Origin of the sequence: Streptomyces sp. B93 (genome assembly GCF_018070565.1) — a bacterium.
Taxonomy (GTDB): Bacteria; Actinomycetota; Actinomycetes; order Streptomycetales; family Streptomycetaceae; genus Streptomyces.
Genome location: NZ_JAGPXL010000057.1, coordinates 1 through 21,859, shown reverse-complemented (window position 1 = coordinate 21,859; position 21,859 = coordinate 1). Strand labels below are relative to the sequence as shown.

Genomic DNA, 21,859 nt, shown 5'->3' with positions numbered 1-21,859 from the left:
CCGTCGCCGACCACGGTCAGGTCCATCCGGCGTCCTGCACGATGCGGATCGCGTGGACCCGGTTGCGTGCCCCCACCTTCCGGATCGCGGTGGCCATGTAGTTGCGGACGGTCCCCCGGGACAGGTGCAGACGGCCCGCGATCTCGGCGACGGAGGCCCCGCGGGCGGCCAGGGACAGCACACTCAGCTCACGGCTGGTCAGCGGCATCTCCGCCCCTTCGAGCAGGGCCAGCGTGAGCGGCTCGTCGAGGAAACGTTCCCCCTTGGCGACCGTGTGGACCGCGTTGATCAGACGCTCGGCCGAGGCGTCCTTGTCGACGAGGCCGAGCGCGCCGCCTTCGAACGCCCTGCGCAGCACGCCTGGCCGTTCCGGCGTGGTGAGGACGACGAGGCGGTCGCCCCAACGGGCGCGCAACGGAGCCCCGGGCTCCGCCTCGGGACCCTTCAGACAGCGCTCGTCGACCACGCAGACGTCCGTCTGCCACGCGTCGTGATCCGGTACGTCGGCCCGGGGGGAGAGCGACGAGACCTCCAGGCCGTCCCCGGTCCCCAGCAACTGGACGAGAGCGGACCGCAGTAACCCCTCGTCGTGCACCACGAGAACCCGAACCATGGTCACCCCCACCGTCTTCGCGGCTGCCGACGCGACAGCCGGAACGCTCCCCGCGCCCCCGGCCAGGTGCCCTCATCCACTCCTCCGGAACGCCGGACGCGGGTCAAGCGGCGCCCACCGCTACCATTCCCGCCGTTCTCACAGCCCCGGCCCGGTGGCGATCCGGCCCTCCGGCCGCACGAAAAGGGCGAGGACTCCTCTCCGCGGCGACCGCCGGCGACAGGCGTCCGTCGACCGGCCGGACAGCGTGCGGCCCGGCCGCCCCGGGGGGTCCCAGGCCATGGCGCCCGGTGGGCTCGTGGGGGCGGCGGTCGCCCCCCGGGGCGGGATGGGCGGGTGCATCACACGCCGCGCGCGGTGCTGGCCGGAAATCGGCGTCCGGCAATCTGACGTGAATTCAGCGTGCCCGCTCGTGCTGGCCCGTGTCCGGGGCGTATGGGCCGTGCCCAAGTGGTCCGGGCCTGCGGTGCGCGCTCACATGACGGGAAGGACGGACTTCGGGCGGTGTGCCGGGTACCCGTCAGGGCCCGTCCGCCGACCGCGGCGGGCCGCACGCCCCGCGGTGGGGGCGCGGCATCCCCCCTGCGAACCCCACCACGTTCCGCACCCTGAGGGGTGCGGCGTCCCCCGTGGCTCCCCAGCCGCCCCGCTCGGTCCGCGGGGCGCGTCCCCCGTGGGTCCCCAGCCGCCCCGCTCGGTCAGCGGGGCGCGTCCGTCCCCCGTGGGTCCGCCGGTCGCCCCCGTCAGGCCGTACCTACGACCCCCGTCAAGCCGACACCAGCAGGCGCCCGCGCCTGGCGTTCGTCAACGCCTCGCCGGTGAGCACGGGGCGCGGGACCAGGATTCCGCAGTCCGTGCAGACGGGGCCCGAGGACGGTTCGTGGTCCAGGTCGTACTTCCACACCAGCCGGACTCCGCCGCACACGGGGCAGGCCGAGCCGGGCTCACGCTCCAGGGCGGCGATCAGACGACGCAGCACCTCCGCCAGCGGCTCCCGGGGGTGCCGCCGCGGGTCGTCGCACCAGGCGACCCCGAAGCCGCCCCAGGTCATGCGGTGCCAGTCGTCCACGCTGCCGGGGCTGCGCAGTCCGTCGTGCTTCTCCTTCCTGCGGCGCTCGGCGAACTCGACCTCGTAGGCCAGCCACACCGCGCGCGCCTCCTCCAGTTCCTCCAGTGCGGCCACGAGCCGCGCCGGGTCGGGAGAACGGTCCTCGGGGCCGAACCCGGCCCGGGAGCAGAGATGGTCCCAGGTCGCCCTGTGGCCGTAAGGGGCGAAACGCTCAAGGCACTTGCGCAGTGAGTAGCGGCGCAGCGCCAGATCGCACCGTGGGTCGCGTACCTGTCTCGCCAGACTCCGGAAACCGGCCATCGCCTTGCACCTCCGTCGCACCTGCACCTGTACTTCGGTCACTTCGGCGTCGTCGTACGGACGTCGTCGAGTAGACGTATCGACAACCGATTCGGCTCCCTTCCGGTCCATCCGATTCCCGGTGACCGCCGCGACACGGCTGCCGTCACCGCGAAAAGTGACGCATGTTCATCTTCAATCGCGGGGATAACCGGCGGTAACGTCCGGCCCCACCCCACGTCCGTCAGGAGGTGCCATGCCTCGGCGCACCCCACGCAACGCGCTCGACAGACTGAGAACTCCCCGCGGCTTCCACGGGTTCCTGAAGACCGCGTTCGTATGCGTCCTCATGACCGGTCTGCTGTCCCCGCTCTCCCGGGCGACGGCGGCCGAACCCGCCCCCGCGCAGGTCACGGCCGCCGTCGACCACTGCGGCAAGCAGTGTTCCGACATCCTGCCGCCCGGCCAGAACGGCAACGCCACGCTTGCCCAGATCCTGCTCCACCAGGTCTTCGGCAGCCGTCCCGCGCACGCCGCGGACCAGCTCGGCCCCTACGCCAACCTGGCCACCGGCTATCCCGGGCTCACCGACGCCACGCTCAGCTCCTTCTTCAACGACGCCTCGTTCGGCGTCCCCGCCGACCAGGTCGAGTCCACCCTGCGCCCGGCGGGCCGCTCCGACGTGACGATCGTCCGCGACAAGAAGACCGGCATACCGCATATCACGGGCACCACCCGCTACGGCACCGAGTTCGGCGCCGGATACGCCGCCGCGCAGGACCGGCTCTGGCTGATGGACGTCTTCCGCCACGTCGGCCGCGGCCGGCTGACCTCCTTCGCCGGCGGTGCGCCCTCCAACCAGGGCCTTGAACAGGAGTTCTGGCGGCACGCCCCCTACACCGAGGCCGAACTCCAGGCGCAGATCGACAGCGCCGCCGCCAAGAACGGCGAGCGCGGACAGCAGGCCCTGGCCGATGTGAAGGCCTATGTCGACGGCATCAACGCCTACATAGACGCCTCCGACTCCGGCCGCTACTTCCCCGGCGAGTACGTCCTCACCGGCCACAAGGACTCCATCACCAACGCCGGGACCATCGAGCACTTCAAGCCCACCGACCTGGTCGCGCTGGCCTCCGTCATCGGCGCCCTCTTCGGCTCCGGGGGCGGCGGCGAGGTCAACAACGCGCTCTCCCTGCTGGCCGCCCAGTCCAAGTACGGCGTCGAGGAGGGCACCCGGGTCTGGGAGTCCTTCCGGATGCGCAACGACCCCGAGGCGGTCCTCACCGTCCAGGACGGCAGCTTCCCGTACGCCACCCGGCCCGCCGACCCCCAGGGCAGGGCACTGCCCGACCCCGGCTCGGTGACCCGCGAACCGCTCGTGTACGACCGTACGGGCGCCGCCGCCGGCAGTTCCGCCGCCGGTGCCTCGAACGACGCCGCCGCACGGGCGGTCACCTCGGCCAAGCGCGGCATGTCCAACGCCCTCGTCGTCAGCGGAGAGCACACCGCCGGCGGCCACCCCATCGCCGTGTTCGGCCCGCAGACCGGCTACTTCGCGCCACAGCTGCTGATGCTCCAGGAGATCCAGGGCCCCGGCATCAGCGCCCGCGGCGCCTCCTTCGCGGGCCTGAGCTTCTACGTCGAACTCGGCCGAGGCCAGGACTACGCCTGGAGCGCCACCACCTCCGGCCAGGACATCATCGACACCTACGCCGTCGAACTCTGCCAGGACGACTACCACTACCTGTACCGCGGCACCTGCACCCCGATGGAGAAGGTCGAGCAGAAGAACGCCTGGAAGCCGACCGTCGCCGACGGCACCGCCGCCGGTTCCTACACGATGCGGGTCTGGCGCACCAAGTACGGCCCCGTCGAGTACCGCGCCACCGTCGGCGGCAAGAAGGTCGCCTACACCTCCCTGCGCTCCTCGTTCCTGCACGAGGCCGACTCGATCATCGGCTTCCAGATGCTGAACGACCCGGACTACGTCAAGGGCCCCGCCGACTTCCAACGGGCCACCCAGCACATCAACTTCACCTTCAACTGGTTCTACGCCGACTCCGAGCACACCGCGTACTACAACAGCGGCGACAACCCGGACCGCGCGACCGGCGTCGACGCCGAGTTCCCGGCGTGGGCGCGGCCCGCGTACGAGTGGCGCAACTGGACGCCGGAGACCAACACCGCCTCCTACACCCCGCCGTCCGCGCACCCCAGCTCCATGGACCAGGACTACTACATCTCCTGGAACAACGCGCAGGCCAAGGAGTACACGGTCGCCCCCTGGGGCAACGGCTCGGTGCACCGCGGCAACCTGCTGGACGACCGCGTGAAACGGCTCGTCGCCCAGGGCGGAGTGACCCGGGCCGCGCTGGTGAAGGCGATGGCGGAGGCCGGACTCGCCGACCTGCGGGCGGAGGACGTCGTACCGAAGCTGCTACGGGTGATCAACAGCGCGCCGGTGACGGACCCGGCCGCCGCGGACGCCGTGCAGAAGCTCTCCGCGTGGGTGACCTCCGGGTCCAAGCGCACGGAGACCTCCGCCGGGTCCAAGCGGTACGCCCACGCGGACGCCATCCGCATCCTGGACGCCTGGTGGCCGCTGCTGGTGAAGGCCGAGTTCGAACCCGGCCTCGGCAGCGAGCTGTTCGGCGCCCTGACCGCCAACCTGCCCGTCGACGAGTCCCCGTCGGCCGCGCACGGCCCGACCGGCGCCCACGCCGGAAGCTCCTTCCAGTACGGCTGGTGGAGCTATGTCGACAAGGACATCCGGGCCGTCCTCGGAGACCAGGTACGCGGCCCGCTGGCCCGCACCTACTGCGGCGACGGCAGCCTCGGCGCCTGCCGGGACACCCTGATCAGCACCCTGAAGCAGGCGGCGGGCCGGACCGCCGCCCAGGTCTACCCCGGCGACGAGCACTGCTCGGCCGGTGACCAGTGGTGTGCCGACGCGATCGTCCACCAGGCGCTCGGCGGCATCACCCAGGCGAAGATCAGCTGGCAGAACAGGCCCACGTACCAGCAGGTCGTGGAGTTCACCTCGCACCGGTGAGGTGAGTGCGGCGGCGGGCCGTCATCCGACGCGGCCCGCCGCCAGCACCAGCCGGGCCAGCTCCCGGTGCACGATGTCGCTGTGCGCCCCGGACGGCGGGCCGCCGCGCCGGACCACGGCCGCCGCGTCCACGTTCACACAGCCCGACGTGGGCAGCCGCCGCTCCAGCGCCCGCGCGAGCGACCACGCGCGCGTGCCCGGCACCGCCTTGATCCCGCCGTAGCCCAGGGCGCCCCACCTGGCCCCCAGCACCCGGCCGACGTCGAAGCCGGTGAGGCCCCGGTCGTCGCCCGCCGTGCGGGAGGCCATCGGATAGAAGGTGCCGAGCGCCGAGTCGTGCCGGGAGTGACAGCACACCACCGGCCCGTCGACCCGGTCCTGCACGCCCGCCAGCGCGCCCCTCGCGCGCGTGTCGTGCGGCAGCCGGGCCGCGAACGCGTAGTGCGAGAACGCCCCCTGGAGCAGCGTCACCGACTTCACCGTGTCCACCCCGGCGGGCAGCCCGCGCAGCGCGAACGACACCAGCCGCGCCCCGAAGCTGTGCCCCACCAGGTGCACCCGCACCCCGGGCGCCGCCTCGGCGAGCTGCCCGAGCAGCCGTCCGAGGCCCCGCTCACCGACGGTCCCGGCCCGCCGTTTCATCGCGTGGTACGTCGCCTGCCGCAGCAACTCGTGGGCGCCGTCCCACGGGTTCGGCAGGGACAGGGAGGGCCCCTGCCCCCGCGGCGCCTCCAGCCGGGCGAGCGTCGCCGCGAACTCCTCGCACACCTCGGCGGCGGGGGCGGTGAGCATGCCGGGCCCGGAGGAGGCCGGGGCGTCCGTCTCGACGTCCGCCACGGACGCCGTCGGCGGGTCCGCCATCACCAGCAGCCGGGCCAGCCGTCCGAACTCCTCCAGCGCGTCCTCGTCGCGGGACTGCCCCTCCAGCAGCTCCGCCAGCCGGTCCACCACCGTCGCCCGCTCCGGGAACGTCTCCGACAAGGCCCGGCGGGTGGCCTTGTCGAGCGCCGGGCGCCCCGGCTCCCCGGCGGCGGCCGGCCGCGGGAAGTCGGGGATCGGCTCGTCCGAGAACCGCATCGACGGCCACACCACACCCACGTACCCGACCGGGGCCTCCCGCGCGAGCGACGGCATCGGCGCGAAGAAGCCGCTGTAGAGCCGTGTCGCCGTCGAACGGTCGTTGTTCCAGCCGTGCGCGAAGACCACCAGGTCCCGCACCTTCGACGCCGCCACCCCGGCGAACAGCCGGTCCCGGCGCCGGCCGTCCGGGTCCCCGTCGGCGTCGAAGGTCAGCTCCCAGTAAGGCGTCACACTCATCGCCGGATCCGCCATGACGGCACCTCCTCGTCCCCGGGGCCGGGTGCGGTGCATCGTCCTGCGGGAGGAGCCGGTTGGCCATACGCGCGGGAGGCCGGACGGGTCAGCGGTGAGGTCCGGGAGGATCAGCGGTAGAGGAGGTACTCCCGGCGCACCCTCCGGAACGCCGCCAGCTCCTCCTGCCAGCCCGCCACCACCTCGTCGGTGTCGGCGCCCGCGTCGATCATCGTGCGCACCAGCGTGGAGCCGGTGAGCTTGTCGATCCAGTTGTCCGACCGCCAGGCGAAGCCGCTCCACACCCGCCTGGCCGTCACCAGCAGGGCGATCCCGGTGCGCACCGGGTCGTACGCCGCCCGGTCGTGCACGTGCACCTGCACCCCGCCGACCGTCTTGCCCTGGAACTTGGAGAACGTCGGCGCGAAGTACGCCTCCCGGAAGTGCGCGCCCGGCAGCCCGAGTGCGTTCACCGCCGCCGCCCAGCGGCCGTCCACGCTCTCCGCGCCCAGCAGCTCGAACGGCCTGGTCGTACCGCGCCCCTCGGAGAGGTTGGTGCCCTCGAACAGACAGGTGCCCGAGTAGACCAGGGCGGTGTCCGGGGTGGGCATGTTCGGGCTCGGCGGCACCCAGGGCAGCCCCGAGGCGTCATAGAGGTCCGAGCGCCGCCAGCCGGTCATCCTGACCGTCTCCAGCGGCACCGGGGTCTGGAGGAACTCCCCGTTGAACAGCAGCGCCAGCTCGGCGACCGTCATCCCGTGCGCCTGCGCGATCGGCTCCCGGCCGACGAAGGTGGCGAACTCCCGGTGCAGCACCGGGCCCTCGGCGGAGCGTCCCCCGACCGGGTTCGGACGGTCGAGCACCACGAACCGCTTGCCCGCGCGGGCGGCGGCCTCCATGCAGTCGTACAGGGTCCAGATGTACGTGTAGAAGCGGGCGCCCACGTCCTGGATGTCGAAGACGACGGTGTCCACGCCGGACGCGGTGAAGACGTCGGCGAGGGGCTGGCCGCTCTTGAGGTACGTGTCGTAGACCGGCAGGCCGGTCGCCGGGTCGTCGTAGCGGCCCTCGGAGCCGCCCGCCTGGGCGGTGCCGCGGAAGCCGTGCTCCGGGCCGAAGACCGCCCTGAGGTCGACGTGGGGGTCGGCGTGCATCACGTCGACGATGTGGCGGACGTCCCGGGTGATGCCGGTGGGGTTGGTGACGATACCGACGGTCTGCCCCTTGAGGGGCTCGTAGTCGGCGGCGGCCAGGTTCTCGAAGCCGGTGCGGAACCTCCCGCGCGTGGCCCCGGCCGGTGCGGCCGCGGTTGTTGCCGCGATGGTCGCGGTGGCCAGCAGGGCGCGTCTGGACAGCTTCATGCGGTGACCTCCGGTGATGGTGGAGTGCTCCCGCAGGGAGTGTGGCAGGGTGCGGGCCGGTGGGGGGTGTTCGCGCCGTTCCCCGCGCCCCTGAGGGGCGCTGCACAGCTCTTCCTTTTGAACATACCGACTGGTTAGTCTGACGGCCTCGGGGTCGGGACCGGTCACGTTGGAGGAGAGCGAATGGTGGATGCCGTGCGGGGTGCCGGAGTCGTCGTCACCGGAGCGGGCGGTGGGATCGGGGCCGCGCTGGCGCGGCGGTTCGCCGCCGAGGGGGCCCGGGTCGTGGTCAACGACCTCGACGCCGACAAGGCCAAGGCGGTCGCCGAGGAGGTCGGCGGGACCGCCGTGCCCGGTGACGCGTCCGCGATCGTCGAGGAGGCCCGCGACGCGCTCGGCGGCACCGTCGACGTGTACTGCGCCAACGCCGGGGTCGCCTCCGGAGGCTCCGAGGCGGCCGACGAGAGCGTGTGGGCGCTCGCCTGGGACGTCAACGTGATGGCCCATGTGCGGGCGGCGCACGCGCTGCTGCCCGACTGGCTGGAGCGCGGCGAGGGACGGTTCGTGTCCACCGTCTCGGCCGCCGGACTGCTCACCATGATCGGCGCCGCGCCCTACAGCGTCACCAAGCACGGCGCGTACGCCTTCGCCGAGTGGCTGTCGCTGACCTACCGCCACCGCGGCGTCAAGGTCCACGCGATCTGCCCGCAGGGCGTGCGCACCGACATGCTGGCCGGGACCGGCAGCGCGGGCGACCTGGTACTGGCGCCGACCGCGATCGAGCCGGAGGCTGTCGCCGACGCCCTCTTCGAGGGGATGGCGGAAGACCGCTTCCTGATCCTGCCGCACCCCGAGGTCGGCGAGTTCTACCGGGCGCGGGCCGCCGAACCCGAGCGCTGGCTGGGCGGCATGAACCGCATCCAGCGCACCTGGGAGGCCGAGCGGTGAGCGGCCCGGCCGACGGGGGCGTCCGGTACGCCGACCGGCCCTGGCTCGCCCTGCTCAACGACGCCCAGCGGGCCCCGGTGCACCCCGACGACACCCTGGTGCACGCCCTGCGCCGGGTGGTGTGGGAGGCGCCCGAGCGGACCTTCCTCGCCTACTTCGACGGGCGGCTCGGCTACCGCGAGGCGGACGAGCTGAGCGACTCCGTGGCCGGGCACCTCGCCGAGCGCGGCCTTCGGCGCGGGGACCGGGTCGCCGTGCTGCTCCAGAACTCCCCGCAGTTCGTGCTCGCCGTGCTGGGCGCCTGGAAGGCGGGCGCGATCGTCGTGCCGGTCAACCCGATGTACAAGGCGGGGGAGGTCGCCCACGTCCTGCGGGACGGTGACGTGGCCGCGCTGATCTGCTCCGACCGGGCCTGGGAGTCGTATCTGCGCGAGACCGCCGCCGACTCGCCGGTGCGCGTCGTCCTCACCGCGTGCGAGCTGGACTTCCAGACCGACGGTGACGCGCGGGTGCTCGGGTTCGAGCGGCTGCCGCGGGCGGCCGACGCCGACGACCTCACCGAGGTCGCGCGGGCCGGACACCCGGCGCCGCCGGAGCGGGACCTCGGCCCCGACGACATCGCGCTGATCAGCTACACCTCCGGCACCAGCGGCGCCCCCAAGGGGGCCACCAACACGCACGGCAACATCATGCACAACGCCGAGCGCCAGCGGACCGGGCTCGAACTGCCCGAACCGCCCGTCTACTTCGCGCTGGCGCCGCTGTTCCACATCACCGGCATGGTCTGCCAGCTGGGCGCCTGCCTGAACAGCGCGGGCACACTGGTGCTGGCGTACCGCTTCGAGGCGGGCGTCGTCCTGGACGCCTTCGCCCGGCACCGGCCGCACTACACCGTGGGCCCCTCCACCGCCTTCATGGCGCTGGCCGCCCACCCCGACGTCACCCCGGACCACTTCGCCTCCTTCGAGGTCATCTCCTCCGGGGGCGCCCCGCTGCCGCCCGCCCTGGTGGAGAAGTTCCGCGCCGGGTTCGGGCCGTACATCCGCAACGGGTACGGGCTGACCGAGTGCACCGCGCCCTGCGCCGCCGTCCCGCCCGGACGTGAGGCGCCCGTCGACCCGGTGTCCGGGACGCTCGCGGTGGGCGTGCCGGGGCCCGACACCGTCGTACGCATCGTCGACGAGCAGGGCGCCGACGTGCCGTTCGGGGAGCAGGGCGAGATCGTCGTGCGCGGGCCGCAGGTCGTGCCCGGCTACTGGCGGCGGCCCGACGCCAGCGCCGAGACCTTCCCGGACGGGGAGCTGCGCACCGGCGACATCGGCTTCATGGACCCGCAGGGCTGGCTCTACGTCGTCGACCGCAAGAAGGACATGATCAACGCCTCCGGCTTCAAGGTCTGGCCGCGCGAGGTCGAGGACGTGCTCTACACCCACCCGGCGGTCCGTGAGGCGGCCGTCGTCGGGGTGCCCGACGGCTACCGCGGCGAGACCGTCAAGGCCTACGTCAGCCTGCGCCCCGGTGCGGTCGCGGACCCCGATGAGCTGGCCGCGTACTGCGAGGAGAGACTGGCCGCCTACAAGTACCCGAGGCAGGTCGAGGTCCTGCCCGACTTGCCGAAGACGGCGAGTGGGAAGATCCTCCGTCGGGAACTGCGTTCGCGTTCACGAGTAAGTCAGTAGGACCACATGGAAAGGCAGGTGGCGGCAGTGCCCAGGACAACCGGAGAAGGAGCCCCTGTTCCGCAACGGCTCCTCGCCGCCGCCACCCGGCTCTTCGCCGAGCAGGGCTACGACCGGACCTCGGTGCAGGAGATCGTCGAGGCGGCGGGCGTCACCAAGGGGGCGCTGTACCACTACTTCGGGTCCAAGGACGATCTGCTGCACGAGGTGTACGCGCGCGTGCTGCGCCTCCAGCAGGTGCGCCTGGACGCCTTCGCCGACGCCGACGAGCCCGTGGAGAAGCGGGTCCGGGCCGCCGCCGCCGACGTGGTCGTCACCACCATCGAGAACCTGGACGACGCGTCGATCTTCTTCCGCTCCATGCACCATCTGAGCCCGGAGAAGAACAAGCAGGTGCGCGCCGAGCGGCGGCGCTACCACGAACGGTTCCGCGCGCTCATCGAGGAGGGCCAGGAGGCGGGCGTCTTCACCAAGGAGACCCCGGCCGACCTCGTCGTCGACTACCACTTCGGGTCCGTCCACCACTTGTCGACCTGGTACCGGCCCGACGGCCCGCTCAGCCCCCAGCAGGTCGCCGACCACCTGGCCGATCTGCTGCTGCGCGCCCTGCGGCCGTGACCGATGACAACGATGTGCAAGGGGCGGCCGCCACGGCGTGCCGCCCCTCGCACATGCCGCTCACAGGTACTTCTTCAGCTCCCGCCGCGCCAGCGACCGCTGGTGCACCTCGTCGGGCCCGTCCGCGAGCATCAGCGTGCGCGCGCCCGCGTACAGCTCCGCCAGCGGGAAGTCCTGGCTGACACCGCCCGCGCCGTGCAGCTGGATCGCCCGGTCCAGGATGGAGACGACCGTGCGCGGCGTGGCGATCTTGATGGCCTGGATCTCGGTGTGGGCGCCGCGGTTGCCGACCGTGTCCATCATCCAGGCCGTCTTCAGCACCAGCAGCCGCAACTGCTCCACGGCCACCCGGGCGTCCGCGATCCAGTTCTGCACCACGCCCTGCTGGGCGAGCGCCTTGCCGAACGCGGTCCGGGAGACGGCCCGGCGGCACATCAGCTCGATCGCCCGCTCGGCCATGCCGATCAGCCGCATGCAGTGGTGGATGCGGCCGGGGCCGAGCCGGGCCTGCGCGATGGCGAAGCCGCCGCCCTCCTCGCCGATCAGGTTCGACACCGGCACGCGCGCGTCCTCGAAGACCACCTCGGCGTGGCCGCCGTGGTAGTGGTCCTCGTAGCCGAACACCTGCATCGCCCGCACCACCCGGACGCCCGGCGTATCGCGCGGGACCAGCACCATGGACTGCTGACGGCGGATGTCCGGCCCGTCCGGGTCCGTCTTGCCCATCACGATGAAGATCTCGCAGCGCGGGTCCATCGCCCCGGAGATGTACCACTTGCGGCCGTTGATGACGTACTCGTCGCCGTCGCGCCGGATGTGCGTGGTGATGTTGGTGGCGTCCGAGGAGGCCACCTCCGGCTCGGTCATCGCGAACGCCGAGCGGATCTCACCGGCGAGCAGCGGCTCCAGCCACCGCTTCCTCTGCTCGTCGTTCCCGAACTGGGCCAGCACCTCCATGTTCCCGGTGTCCGGCGCGGCGCAGTTGGTCGCGGTCGGCGCCAGCTGCGGGGAGCGGCCGGTGATCTCGGCGAGCGGCGCGTACTGGAGGTTCGTCAGCCCGGCGCCGTACTCGGCGTCCGGCAGGAAGAGGTTCCACAGTCCCTGCCGCTTCGCCTCGGCCTTCAGCTCCTCCACCACCGGCGGGGTCTCCCACGGCGACGCCAGCCGGGCGCGCTCCTCATGGGCGACCGCCTCGGCGGGGTAGACGTACTCGTCCATGAAGGCGAGCAGCTTGGCGCGCAGTTCCTCGGTGTGCGCGTCGAACGCGAAGTCCATGGGCGGTCAGCCTTCCTGCTTGCGGGTCAGAGTCGTCAGGCCGTGCTCGATGAAGACCGGGACCAGGTCGCCGATGCGGTCGAAGCCGCGGCCGACCGTCTGGCCCAGGGTGTAGCGGTAGTGGATGCCCTCCAGGATCACGGCGAGCTTGAACCAGGCGAACGCCGTGTACCAGGAGACCTCGGAGACATCGCGCCCCGAGCGGGCGGCGTACCGCTCGATCAGCTCGGCGGGCCGGGGGTGGCCGGGCGCCTCGGCGGTGGTGGAGACGGGGGAGTCGGGCATGCCGAGCGGCATGCTGTACATCACCAGCAGGCCGAGGTCGGTGAGCGGGTCGCCCAGGGTGGACATCTCCCAGTCGAGGATCGCCCTGATGCGGTCGTCGGAGCCGATCAGCACGTTGTCGAGGCGGTAGTCGCCGTGCACGACGGCCGGGGCGGGGGAGCGGGGCAGCTCGCGGCCGAGGGTGGCGTGCAGTTCGTCGATGCCGGGCAGGTCGCGGTTGCGGGAGGCGTCCAGCTGCTTGCCCCAGCGGCGCAGCTGCCGGTCCAGGAAGCCCTCCGGGCGGCCGAAGTCGCCGAGGCCCACGTCGGCGGGGTCCACGGCGTGCAGGTCGACCAGGGTGTCCACCAGCGACAGCGCCACCGCGCGGGTGCGCTCGGGGCCGATCGGGGCGAGCTGCCCGGCGGTGCGGTACGGGGTGCCCTCGACGAACTCCATCACGTAGAACGGCGCTCCCAGCACCTCCTCGTCCTCGCACAGCAGCACCGGTCGCGGCACCGGTACGTCGGTGGGGTGCAGGGCGCTGATCACCCGGTGCTCGCGCCTCATGTCGTGCGCGGTGGCCAGCACATGGCCGAGCGGGGGGCGCCGGACCACCCAGCGGCCGGTGCCGTCGGTGATCTCGTAGGTGAGGTTCGACCGTCCGCCCTCGATCAGCCGGCCGGTCAGGGGGCCGTGCACCAGCCCGGGCCGCTCACGGTCGAGCAGGCCGCGCAGCCGGTCGGGGTCGAGGCCTGGCGGGTGGTCGGAACTCATCGTCTCTCCTACGGGCGCGTGAACGGGACCCGACCATGATGCCGACCGGTCGGTATGCCGTCCAGAGGCGGGGGCCAACGTGATCGGTGCCACGGGCGTACGACGGCTCCCCGCCGGGAGGGCGGGGAGCCGTCGGTGCGGGTCCCGGTGGCGCGGGAGCCCCGTGATCAGTGATCGTCCCAGTGGCCCTCGTGCTCGGCGTGCCGGTGGCCGTCGTGGAGGTAGTCGTCGTGGTCGCCGTGGCGCACACGCGTGTGCCCGCAGCCCTCGCCGTGCCGGTGCTCGTGGCCGCCGTGGGCGGTGTGCCCGGCGGGCTCGCACTCGTCCCAGTGGCCGCCGTGCTCGCGGTGCAGATGGCCGTCGTGCGCGTAGTCGACGTGGTCGCCGTGCGGGACCTCGGGGTGCCCGCAGTCGGGGCCGTGGGCGTGCGGGTGGGCGGCGTGCTCCTGATGCTGCATCGTGGTCATGGTGCTCACCTTCGGTGCGGATGCGGTCAGGACGATCCTGTTCCGGGTCCGGCCGGGCCGCCACGCGAATGGCGCGTATCAGGTCATCCCGGTTGCGGGGTGTCCGGGTACCCCGGAGGGTCGGTGGCATGAAGGCGATCAGCTACAGCCGGTACGGCGGCCCCGAGGTGCTCGGACTCGGTGAGCTTCCCGAGCCGAAGGTCGGCCCGGACTCCGTACTGGTGAAGGTGCGGGCGGCGGGCGTCAACCCGGTCGACTGGAAGTGCCGCGAGGGGTACCTGGACGGCGCGCTCGACGCCGTGTTCCCGGTGGTCCCCGGCTGGGACGTGTCCGGGGTGGTGGTGCGGCCGGGCGTGGCCGTCACCGAGTTCGGCGTCGGCGACGAGGTCATCGGCTACGTCCGCGAGGACTTCCTCTCCCGCGGCACCCTCGCCGAGTACGTCGCCGCCCCCGTGCGCACCCTCGCCCGCAAGCCCCGCAACCTCACCCACGAGGAGGCCGCCGGGCTGCCGCTGACCGGCCTCACCGCCTACCAGGTGCTCGTCGGGCGACTGGAGGTCAAGCGCGGCGAGACCATCCTCGTGCACGCCGCGGCCGGGGGCGTCGGTCCCTCGCCGTCCAGCTCGGCCGCCATCTCGGCGCCCGGGTGATCGGCACCGCGAGCGAGTCCAACCACGACTTCGTGCGCTCGCTGGGCGGGGAGCCGGTGACCTACGGCGAGGGCCTCGCCGAGCGGGTGCGCGGTCTCGCGCCCGAGGGCGTGGACGCGGCCTTCGACACCATCGGCGGCGAGACCACGAAGGTGTCCGCCAACCTGCTCGCCCCCGAGGGCCGTCTGATCTCCATCGCCGACCCGGAGGTCGTCGACTACGGCGGCCGGTACCACTTCGTACGCCCCGACGCCGGGGACCTGCTGCACCTGACCGAACTCGCCGAACAGGGAGCGATCTCCGTCCACGTGGAGCGGACGTACCCCTTGGAACAGGCGGCCGAAGCCCACCGCCACAGCCAGAAGGGCCGCACCCGGGGCAAGCTCGTGGTCACGGTGGACTGGGACCAACCACCCTCGGGCCTGCTCTGAACAGGACCGGACACCCGCGCGTACCCCCGGACCGCCCACCCATATCACACCACCAATGCCACCGCGCACACCGCCAGCCCGACCGTGCACAGCGTCGCCGCGGCGGCTTGCCGGGCCCCGAGCGGAGCCGGACGTGCGGTCGCGGAGAGGGCGCGGATGCGCCGGTGGGCGAGTGCCAGGAAGCCCAGCCACAGCGTCAGGCAGAGCGCGGCGGCGACGGCGCCGGTGGTGGTCGTGCCGCCGTGCAGCGAGGCGCGTACGGCCAGCACGGTGACGACGAGGCCCGTCAGCGTCGTACGCCGCCAGGCGAGCCTGGTCCGCTCCGGCTGGAGGCCGGGGTCACGGTCGTCGCCGGCGGCCGTGCTCACCCGCCCCACCCCACGAGCACGATGACGACCATGGCGAGCGCCACCACCGCCACCACCACGCTCAGCAGCGCCGGGAACCGGGACACCGGCAGGTCCTCGCCCCGGCGCATGGCCCGCTCGCAGCGCAGCCAGTGGTTGACCGCGCGCAGCGCGCACAGCACACCCGAGGCGAGCAGCGCCAGCGCCAGACCGATCCGCCAGCCCCGGTTCAGGTCCGGCAGGAACTGGTCCACCGCGAACCCGCCGCCGATCAGCGCCAGCGAGGTCCGCAGCCAGGCGAGGAACGTACGCTCGTTCGCCAGGGAGAACCGGTAGTCGGGCGTCTCGCCCTCGTCCCGGATCCGCTCGGGCGCGAACCACAGCCGGACGTTCCGCACGAATTCGATCACGCGCAGGACCCTACCCGGGCCCGTCCGCCCGACGGATCCCACGGCCGCCCGGCGCCGACCGCGACCGTCAAGTCCGTACGGCGCTCACCCCGTACGGCGCTCCCGCAGCAGCCGGTACGCCGCCACGCCGTCGGGCACCCACTCCCACTCACCGAGGCGCCGCTCAAGCTCCTCCTCCGGCAGGAAGGCGTGCCAGGCGACCTCCTCCTCCTGCGGGTGGACCGGCACCGCGCAGCGGACCTCGTACACCGCCGACCACCAGCTGTGCCCGGCGCCGTCGTCGTAGAGGAACTTGAACAGGAACTCGGGGCGGGGCAGCCCGCTGACGCCCAGCTCCTCCTCCGCCTCCCGCAGCGCCGCGTCGTCGTAGGCCTCGCCCGCGCCCACCACCCCGCCGACGAACATGTCGTGGAGGGAGGGGTAGACCATCTTGGTCGCGGTGCGACGGTGCACGAAGATCCGGCCCTCGGCGTCCCGGGCCAGGACGAAAACGCAGCGGTGCCGCAGGCCGTCGGCGTACACCTCGCCGCGCGGCAGTTGTCCGACGACTTGGTCGTGTTCGTCGACGACGTCGAGGATCTCGTCAGCAGGGGTCATGGCCCCATCCAAGCAGGAGTGGTTCAAGGCTTGATCAACTGCCCCTGCTCACACGGGAGTTGACGCGTGTCATGTCTCGACGGCACTTGACGCTGGGCCTTGGGTGGGGGTTGGCTGTGCGTGATCGACCGATGGCTCGCCGGTGACCGTCCGGCTCCCGCCGTCGCCCGAGCAGGCCAACAAGCAAGAGTCCCGAGGTAGTCCCGAGGTGCCCCCACCCCCGCCCCTCGGCCGCGGCCGCAGACGCGCGGCCCAGGCCTTCGACGCGGCACTCGACGACGCCGAACTGGGCGCCGCCCGCGCCGCGCTCGCCCAGGGCCGGTGGCAGCCCACCCGCATCCTGCTGGCCCGCACCGGTGACGACTGGGACCGCCGCGGCCACCGCGTCACCGTCCTCGCGCAGGAACAGCACACCGCGGCCTGGACCCGCGAGTGGCTGCTCGCCGAACCCGACTCCACAGACGCTTCCGTGCTGCTCGCCGTCGCTCAGGCCGAACGCGCCCTGCGCGGCAAGGAGAAGCCGGACCGCGCCCGCGAGGCCTGCCGGACCGCCGCCGCCCTCGTTCCCGCCGACCCCACCCCGCTGCTCGGCCTGCTCCTGCTGGAGCGCGCCCTCGGCACCCAGGACGCCGTCGTCCGGGTCTTCGAGCAGGTCCGCGCCCGCTACCCCGACCACCACCACGCCCACCACCTGCTGGTCGCCCGGCTCGCCGAGCGCCGCGCCGACGCCGGGCCCGACCCGCTGCACGAGGCCTACGACTTCGCCGCCTGGGCCGCCGAACAGGCCCCCGCCGACTCCCCGCTGGCGATCCTCCCGGTCGTCGCGCACGCCGAGCGCTACCGCGTGCTCGCCGCGGCCGGGTTCGAACCCGCCGACCCGGCCGCCTCCGAGCACTGGACGGGCCGCCGCGCCCGCCAGGTGATGAAGGCCGCCTTCGACTGGTGGCTGGAGTGGGAGCACGAGGGCCACCCCCGCCGCCTGGTCGACCTCAACTACCTCGCCCACGCCAAGGTCTGCGAGGACCGGGGCGCCGAGGCCGCCGCCCTGTTCCACCGCATCGGCGACCACCCCACGCCGCAGCCCTGGTCCTACCCCGACCGAGATCCGTACGCCGCCTTCCGGGCCGCCCGCGACCGGGCGCTCGGCACGGCCTGAGCCCGCACGCGCAAGGAACGTCCACCCGCAGCCCCGACAGCCGCCTCCCGAAAGGACCGACCTCCCATGACGACGGGCAGTTCGAGCAAGAGCAGACCGACCGCCGACGGCTCCGCCATCAGCACCTTCAAGGGCCAGGACCGCGCCCTGCGGGCCGACCGGCTCGGCACCGCGGGGCTGCTGCTGTCGGTCCTCGCGGCGACCGCCCCGCTGATGGTCGTCGCGGGTGTCATGCCCACGACCTTCGGGGTGATGGGCATCGTCGGACAGCCGCTGCTGTTCGTCATCCTCGCCGCCGTACTCGCCCTCTTCAGCGTCGGCTACGCCGAGATGAGCCGCCACGTCCACAACGCGGGCGCCTTCTACGCGTACATCTCCCGCGGCCTCGGCGGCACCGCCGGCGCCGGCGCCGCCCTGGTCGCGCTGGTCGCCTACAGCGCCCTCCAGGTCGGCATCTTCGGCATCTTCGGCTTCGAGGTCTCCGGACTCTTCGCCACCTACCTCGACACCGAACTCGCCTGGTGGATACCGGCGCTGCTGGCCGCCCTCGCCGTCGGCGCCCTCGGCTGGCTGAAGATCGACCTCAACGCGCGCGTGCTGGGCGTCCTGCTGCTCATCGAGGTCGTCCTCGTCGTCATCTTCGACGTCGCCGCCCTCTCCGACCCCGGCCCCGAAGGCCTGTCCCTGCACGCCTTCAACCCCGACACCCTCACCGGCGCGGGCATCGGCACCGCCCTCTGCTTCTGCGTCGCCGCCTTCCTCGGCTTCGAACAGGCCCCCGTCTACGCCGAGGAGACCAGCCGCCCGCACGTCCTGGTGCCCCGGGTGATGTTCCTCGCCATCGGCGGCATCGCCGTCTTCTACACCATCAGCTGCTGGGCGCTCACCGTCGCCACCGGCCCCGCCGCCATCGTCGGCACCTCCCAGGAACAGAGCGCCGGACTGCTGTTCTTCCTCACCGGCGACCTGCTCGGCGAGACCTTCACCGACGTCCTGCACGTCCTCTTCGTCACCGGCATGTTCGCGGCCATGCTCAGCTTCCACAACGTCGTCGCCCGCTACGCCTTCGCCATGGGCCGCGAGGGCCTGCTGCCCGCCGCGTTCGGCCGCACCAGCAGCGCCAGCGGCGCCCCCGGCACCGGCTCCCTGCTCCAGACGGCGATCTCCGTCGTGGTCGTCGCCGCCTTCGCGCTCACCGACGACGGTCCGGTCGGCGACCCCACCGCACCCGTGCTGCGGCTCTTCACCTGGATGGGCAACCTGGGCGCGCTGGGCGTCGCCGTCCTGATGGCCGTCGCCTCCGCCTCGGTGATCGTCTTCTTCGTCCGGCGCGGCGCCGCGGGCGCCCAGCTGTGGCGACTGGCCGCCTCCGGACTCGCCCTCGCCGGCCTGCTGTTCATCATCGGCTACACCGTCAAGGACTTCGACGTCCTGATCGGCGCGGGCTCCGGCTCCGCGCTCAGCTGGCTGCTCCCGTCCGTCATCGGCCTCGCCCTCGTCGCGGGCCTGGCACAGGGCGCGCTGCTGCGCTCCCGCAAGCCCGAGGTGCACGCCCGGATCGGGCTCGGCAACGAGGCGTTCCAGCTGGAGAAGGCGGCCGACACCCCCGACTGAACCCCGGGAGTGCTTACGGAACACTGACGGGCACCCGCGACCCCTGGCCCGGCCGGGGCCGCGGGTGCTCGAATGAACGGGTGAACCCCGACGACGAACGGGTCGGCCCCGACGAACGGGCGTACCCCGAACAGCCCGAGAGCCGCGGCACCCCCGTCGGCCGCCGTGTCCTGCTCGGCACCCTCGGCGTGGGCGCCCTCGGCGTCCTCACCGCGCCCACCCTCCAACGCGGCCTGGAGTCCTTCCTCGGCACCGCCGCCGACAAGGACCCCACCGGCCTGACCGGCCTGCTCCCCAACGGCGGCGGCTTCCGCTACTACTCGGTCGCCTCCTCCGTGCCCCGCAAGGACGCCACCGGCTACCGCCTCACCGTGGACGGCCTCGTCGACCGGCCCGCCACCCACACCCTCGCCGGCCTCCGGGCCCTGCCGCAGACCCGCGTGGTCCGCGACGTGCAGTGCGTGACCGGCTGGCGGGTGCCCGACACTCCCTTCGAGGGCGTACGCCTGTCCCGCCTCCTGGACGCCGCGGGCGTACGGCCCGAGGCCCGCGCCGTACGCTTCACCTGCTTCGACGGCACCTACTCCGAGAGCCTCACCCTCGACCAGGCCCGCCGCGCCGACGTCCTGGTCGCCCTGCGCATGCGGGACGAGGACCTCGGCCACGCCCACGGCGGCCCCGTACGCCTCTACGTGGCGCCCATGTACTTCTACAAGTCCGCCAAGTGGCTCTCCGGCATCACCCTCACCGACGAGGTCCGCCCCGGGTACTGGGAGGAACGTGGCTACGACATCGACGCCTGGGTCGGCCGCTCGAACGGACGGGACGATGAGCCCACCGGCTGACACCCTCACCGCGCCCGCCGCCCGCGTCCGCCGCTTCACCCCCGCCGAGCGCTGGGTGCACCGCACGACCGCCGCCCTGATGGGCGTCTGCATCGCCACCGCGGCCTGCCTCTACGTCCCCCAGCTCGCCCAGCTCGTCGGCCGCCGCGCCCTGGTGGTGACGCTGCACGAGTGGTCCGGGCTCGCCCTGCCCGCGCCCGTCCTGGCGGGCCTGGCCTCCCGCGCCTTCCGGTCCGACCTGCGCCTGCTGAACCGCTTCGGACACCACGACGGGGCCTGGCTGCGCGCGGTCCTGCGCCGCGACCAGCGCGCCGACGCCCGGCCCGCGGGCAAGTTCAACGCCGGACAGAAGATCTACGCCGCCTGGCTCGCCGGTGCCACGCTGGTCATGCTCGGCACCGGCCTGCTGATGTGGTTCACCCACCTCACCCCGCTGGTCTGGCGCACCAGCGCCACCTTCGTCCACGACTGGCTGGCCCTCACCATGGGCGTCGTCATCGCCGGTCACATCGGCATGGCCCTCGCCGACCCGGAGGCGCGGCGCGGCCTGCGCACCGGCGCGGTGAGCCGGGAGTGGGCCGAGCGCGAGCACACCCTGTGGCGGCCCTGACACGACGGGAGCGGCCCACCCGAAGGTGAGCCGCTCCCATGGGCCGTACTCGGTGCCGCTAGATGATCAACGACAACAGGAGGACGAACCCGCCCGCGACCACCGAGATGATCGTCTCCATCACCGACCAGGTCTTGATGGTCTGGCCGACGCTCAGGCCGAAGTACTCCTTCACCAGCCAGAAACCGGCGTCGTTGACATGGCTGAAGAACAGCGAGCCCGCGCCGATCGCCAGCACCAGCAGCGCGGCGTGCGTGGTCGACATGTCGGCCGCGAGCGGCGCGACCAGACCGGCCGCCGAGACGGTGGCCACGGTCGCCGAACCGGTCGCCAGCCGGATCGCCACCGCGATCAGCCAGGCCAGCAGCAGCGCCGGGATCGACCAGTCCTCGGAGATCTCCAGCACCATCTGACCGACACCGGAGTCGATCAGCGTCTGCTTGAAGCCACCGCCCGCGCCGACGATCAGCAGGATGCCCGCGATCGGCGCGAGCCCCTTCTCGACGAGGCCGGAGACGCGTTCCTTGCTGAACCCGGCGGGCCGCAGCAGCGTGAAGATGCCGAGCAGCACCGCGGCGAGCAGGGCGATCATCGGGGAGCCGACGACGTCGAAGACCCGCTGCACGCTGTTCTCCGGGTCGTCGATCACGATGTCGACGAGCGCCTTGGACAGCATCAGGATGACCGGCAGCATGATCGTGATCAGCGTGGCGCCGAAGCCGGGACGCTTCTCCAGCTCCTCCGACGCGCGCTGCGGAATCATCTTGTCGGGCGCGGGGACGTCCACCCAACGGGCGGCGTACCGGGCGAAGACCGGACCGGCGATGATCACCGTCGGTATGGCCACGAGGACACCGAGCGCCAGCGTCACACCCAGGTCCGCGCCGACCGCGTCGATCGCGACCAGCGGGCCGGGGTGCGGGGGCACCAGGCCGTGCATCACGGACAGGCCCGCCAGGGCCGGGATGCCGATCCGCATCAGGGAGTAGTTGCCGCGCTTGGCGACCATCAGCACGACCGGGATCAGCAGGACGACGCCGACCTCGAAGAACAGCGGCAGACCGATCACCGAGGCGATCAGCACCATCGCCCAGGGCATGGCACGGCCGCTCGCCTTGGCGAGGATCGTGTCGACGACCTGGTCGGCGCCGCCGGAGTCGGCGAGCATCTTGCCGAGGATCGCGCCGAGCGCGATCAGCACGCCCACGCCCGCGACCGTGGCGCCGAGGCCGGTCGTGAAGCTGGCGATGACCTTGTCGAGCGGTGCGCCCGCGAACGCGCCGAGCGCCAGCGACCCGATGGTCAGCGCGAGGAACGCGTGGAGCTTGAACTTGGTGATGAGCAGAACGATGACGGCGATGCCCGCCAGGACGGCGATGCCCAGCTGGGCATGTCCGGCCGAAGTGATCGGCTCGACGGGGTCCGCTGCCAGCATCTCGACGCTGAGTCTGGTCACGGGAGTTCCTTGTGAATGGGGGGGGAGGGGGAG

The 21,859-nt window shown here is 72.7% G+C and carries 19 protein-coding genes and 1 pseudogene; 9 read left to right on the top strand and 11 right to left on the bottom strand.

Features of this window, described 5'->3' with window-relative positions; translation table 11 throughout:
• Window positions 1–16 precede the first annotated feature (16 nt).
• Both KBY47_RS32360 and KBY47_RS32355 read right to left on the bottom strand, forming a co-directional pair.
• Window positions 17–613, bottom strand: coding sequence for a response regulator transcription factor (locus tag KBY47_RS32360; RefSeq protein WP_247695580.1), 597 nt, complete (start codon window positions 611–613; stop codon window positions 17–19).
• Between the two features lie 766 nt (window positions 614–1,379).
• The gene (locus KBY47_RS32355; RefSeq protein WP_210927522.1) at window positions 1,380–1,982 is read right to left on the bottom strand and encodes a hypothetical protein; all 603 of its coding nucleotides are present in this window, start codon (window positions 1,980–1,982) and stop codon (window positions 1,380–1,382) included.
• 235 nt (window positions 1,983–2,217) lie between these two features.
• Between KBY47_RS32355 and KBY47_RS32350 the strand changes: the two genes are divergently transcribed.
• Window positions 2,218–5,013, top strand: coding sequence for a penicillin acylase family protein (locus KBY47_RS32350; protein ID WP_210927520.1), 2,796 nt, complete (start codon window positions 2,218–2,220; stop codon window positions 5,011–5,013).
• Window positions 5,014–5,034: 21 nt separating this feature from the next.
• On the opposite strand, the gene KBY47_RS32345 is transcribed toward KBY47_RS32350, so the two are convergent.
• Window positions 5,035–6,345, bottom strand: a complete 1,311-nt coding sequence (locus tag KBY47_RS32345; RefSeq protein ID WP_210927518.1) for a serine-threonine protein kinase — start codon at window positions 6,343–6,345, stop codon at window positions 5,035–5,037.
• A gap of 110 nt (window positions 6,346–6,455) precedes the next feature.
• Window positions 6,456–7,685, bottom strand: a complete 1,230-nt coding sequence (locus KBY47_RS32340; protein ID WP_210927516.1) for an exo-beta-N-acetylmuramidase NamZ domain-containing protein — start codon at window positions 7,683–7,685, stop codon at window positions 6,456–6,458.
• 183 nt (window positions 7,686–7,868) lie between these two features.
• Between KBY47_RS32340 and KBY47_RS32335 the strand changes: the two genes are divergently transcribed.
• Genes KBY47_RS32335 through KBY47_RS32325 form a run of 3 tightly spaced genes read left to right on the top strand, consistent with a single transcriptional unit; the run spans window position 7,869 to window position 10,930 of the window.
• Window positions 7,869–8,633, top strand: a complete 765-nt coding sequence (locus KBY47_RS32335) for an SDR family oxidoreductase (protein ID WP_210927515.1) — start codon at window positions 7,869–7,871, stop codon at window positions 8,631–8,633.
• Window positions 8,630–10,312, top strand: a complete 1,683-nt coding sequence (locus tag KBY47_RS32330) for an AMP-binding protein (RefSeq protein ID WP_210927513.1) — start codon at window positions 8,630–8,632, stop codon at window positions 10,310–10,312. The genes KBY47_RS32335 and KBY47_RS32330 overlap by 4 nt, the downstream gene beginning before the upstream one ends.
• Before the next feature lie 27 nt (window positions 10,313–10,339).
• Window positions 10,340–10,930: a TetR/AcrR family transcriptional regulator gene (locus tag KBY47_RS32325; protein ID WP_210927511.1), complete on the top strand. Its 591-nt coding sequence runs from the start codon at window positions 10,340–10,342 to the stop codon at window positions 10,928–10,930.
• Window positions 10,931–10,990: 60 nt separating this feature from the next.
• Here the strand turns inward: KBY47_RS32325 and KBY47_RS32320 are convergent, their stop codons facing one another.
• The 3 genes from KBY47_RS32320 to KBY47_RS32310 form a co-directional block, all read right to left on the bottom strand.
• Entirely contained in the window at window positions 10,991–12,205 is a 1,215-nt protein-coding gene (locus KBY47_RS32320) for an acyl-CoA dehydrogenase family protein (protein WP_210927509.1), read from the bottom strand.
• Window positions 12,206–12,211: 6 nt separating this feature from the next.
• Window positions 12,212–13,243: a phosphotransferase family protein gene (locus tag KBY47_RS32315; protein ID WP_210927507.1), complete on the bottom strand. Its 1,032-nt coding sequence runs from the start codon at window positions 13,241–13,243 to the stop codon at window positions 12,212–12,214.
• Between the two features lie 167 nt (window positions 13,244–13,410).
• On the bottom strand, window positions 13,411–13,710 hold the full coding sequence (locus KBY47_RS32310; RefSeq protein WP_210927505.1) for a hypothetical protein: 300 nt from the start codon (window positions 13,708–13,710) through the stop codon (window positions 13,411–13,413).
• Window positions 13,711–13,838: 128 nt separating this feature from the next.
• Here KBY47_RS32310 and KBY47_RS32305 point away from each other — a divergent pair.
• A pseudogene (locus tag KBY47_RS32305) lies at window positions 13,839–14,791 on the top strand (NADP-dependent oxidoreductase).
• Window positions 14,792–14,835: 44 nt separating this feature from the next.
• Here the strand turns inward: KBY47_RS32305 and KBY47_RS32300 are convergent.
• The 3 genes from KBY47_RS32300 to KBY47_RS32290 all read right to left on the bottom strand — a co-directional run bounded on the left by KBY47_RS32300 (window position 14,836) and on the right by KBY47_RS32290 (window position 16,145).
• Window positions 14,836–15,159 carry a DUF202 domain-containing protein gene (locus KBY47_RS32300; RefSeq protein ID WP_210927503.1) on the bottom strand — a complete coding sequence of 108 codons (324 nt, stop codon included), beginning with the start codon at window positions 15,157–15,159 and terminating at the stop codon, window positions 14,836–14,838.
• Complete coding sequence (locus tag KBY47_RS32295; RefSeq protein WP_210927501.1) at window positions 15,156–15,548, bottom strand: DUF202 domain-containing protein; 393 nt, start codon at window positions 15,546–15,548, stop codon at window positions 15,156–15,158. Before KBY47_RS32295 ends, KBY47_RS32300 begins: the two co-directional genes overlap by 4 nt.
• Before the next feature lie 84 nt (window positions 15,549–15,632).
• Window positions 15,633–16,145 carry an NUDIX hydrolase gene (locus KBY47_RS32290; RefSeq protein ID WP_210927498.1) on the bottom strand — a complete coding sequence of 171 codons (513 nt, stop codon included), beginning with the start codon at window positions 16,143–16,145 and terminating at the stop codon, window positions 15,633–15,635.
• A 208-nt stretch (window positions 16,146–16,353) separates the two neighbouring features.
• On the opposite strand from KBY47_RS32290, the gene KBY47_RS32285 reads away from it, so the two are divergent.
• From KBY47_RS32285 to KBY47_RS32270, 4 genes are all read left to right on the top strand, one after another.
• Window positions 16,354–17,301 (top strand): hypothetical protein, encoded by a 948-nt coding sequence (locus KBY47_RS32285; RefSeq protein ID WP_210927496.1) that lies wholly within the window; start codon window positions 16,354–16,356, stop codon window positions 17,299–17,301.
• Window positions 17,302–17,367: 66 nt separating this feature from the next.
• Window positions 17,368–18,915, top strand: a complete 1,548-nt coding sequence (locus KBY47_RS32280) for an APC family permease (protein WP_210927494.1) — start codon at window positions 17,368–17,370, stop codon at window positions 18,913–18,915.
• A gap of 80 nt (window positions 18,916–18,995) precedes the next feature.
• On the top strand, window positions 18,996–19,760 hold the full coding sequence (locus tag KBY47_RS32275; protein WP_210927492.1) for a molybdopterin-dependent oxidoreductase: 765 nt from the start codon (window positions 18,996–18,998) through the stop codon (window positions 19,758–19,760).
• On the top strand, window positions 19,744–20,370 hold the full coding sequence (locus KBY47_RS32270) for a cytochrome b/b6 domain-containing protein (protein ID WP_210927490.1): 627 nt from the start codon (window positions 19,744–19,746) through the stop codon (window positions 20,368–20,370). Before KBY47_RS32275 ends, KBY47_RS32270 begins: the two co-directional genes overlap by 17 nt.
• Window positions 20,371–20,428: 58 nt before the next feature.
• Here KBY47_RS32270 and KBY47_RS32265 read toward each other — a convergent pair whose 3' ends face one another.
• Window positions 20,429–21,826, bottom strand: a complete 1,398-nt coding sequence (locus KBY47_RS32265; protein ID WP_210927488.1) for a gluconate:H+ symporter — start codon at window positions 21,824–21,826, stop codon at window positions 20,429–20,431.
• Window positions 21,827–21,859: the final 33 nt, after the last annotated feature.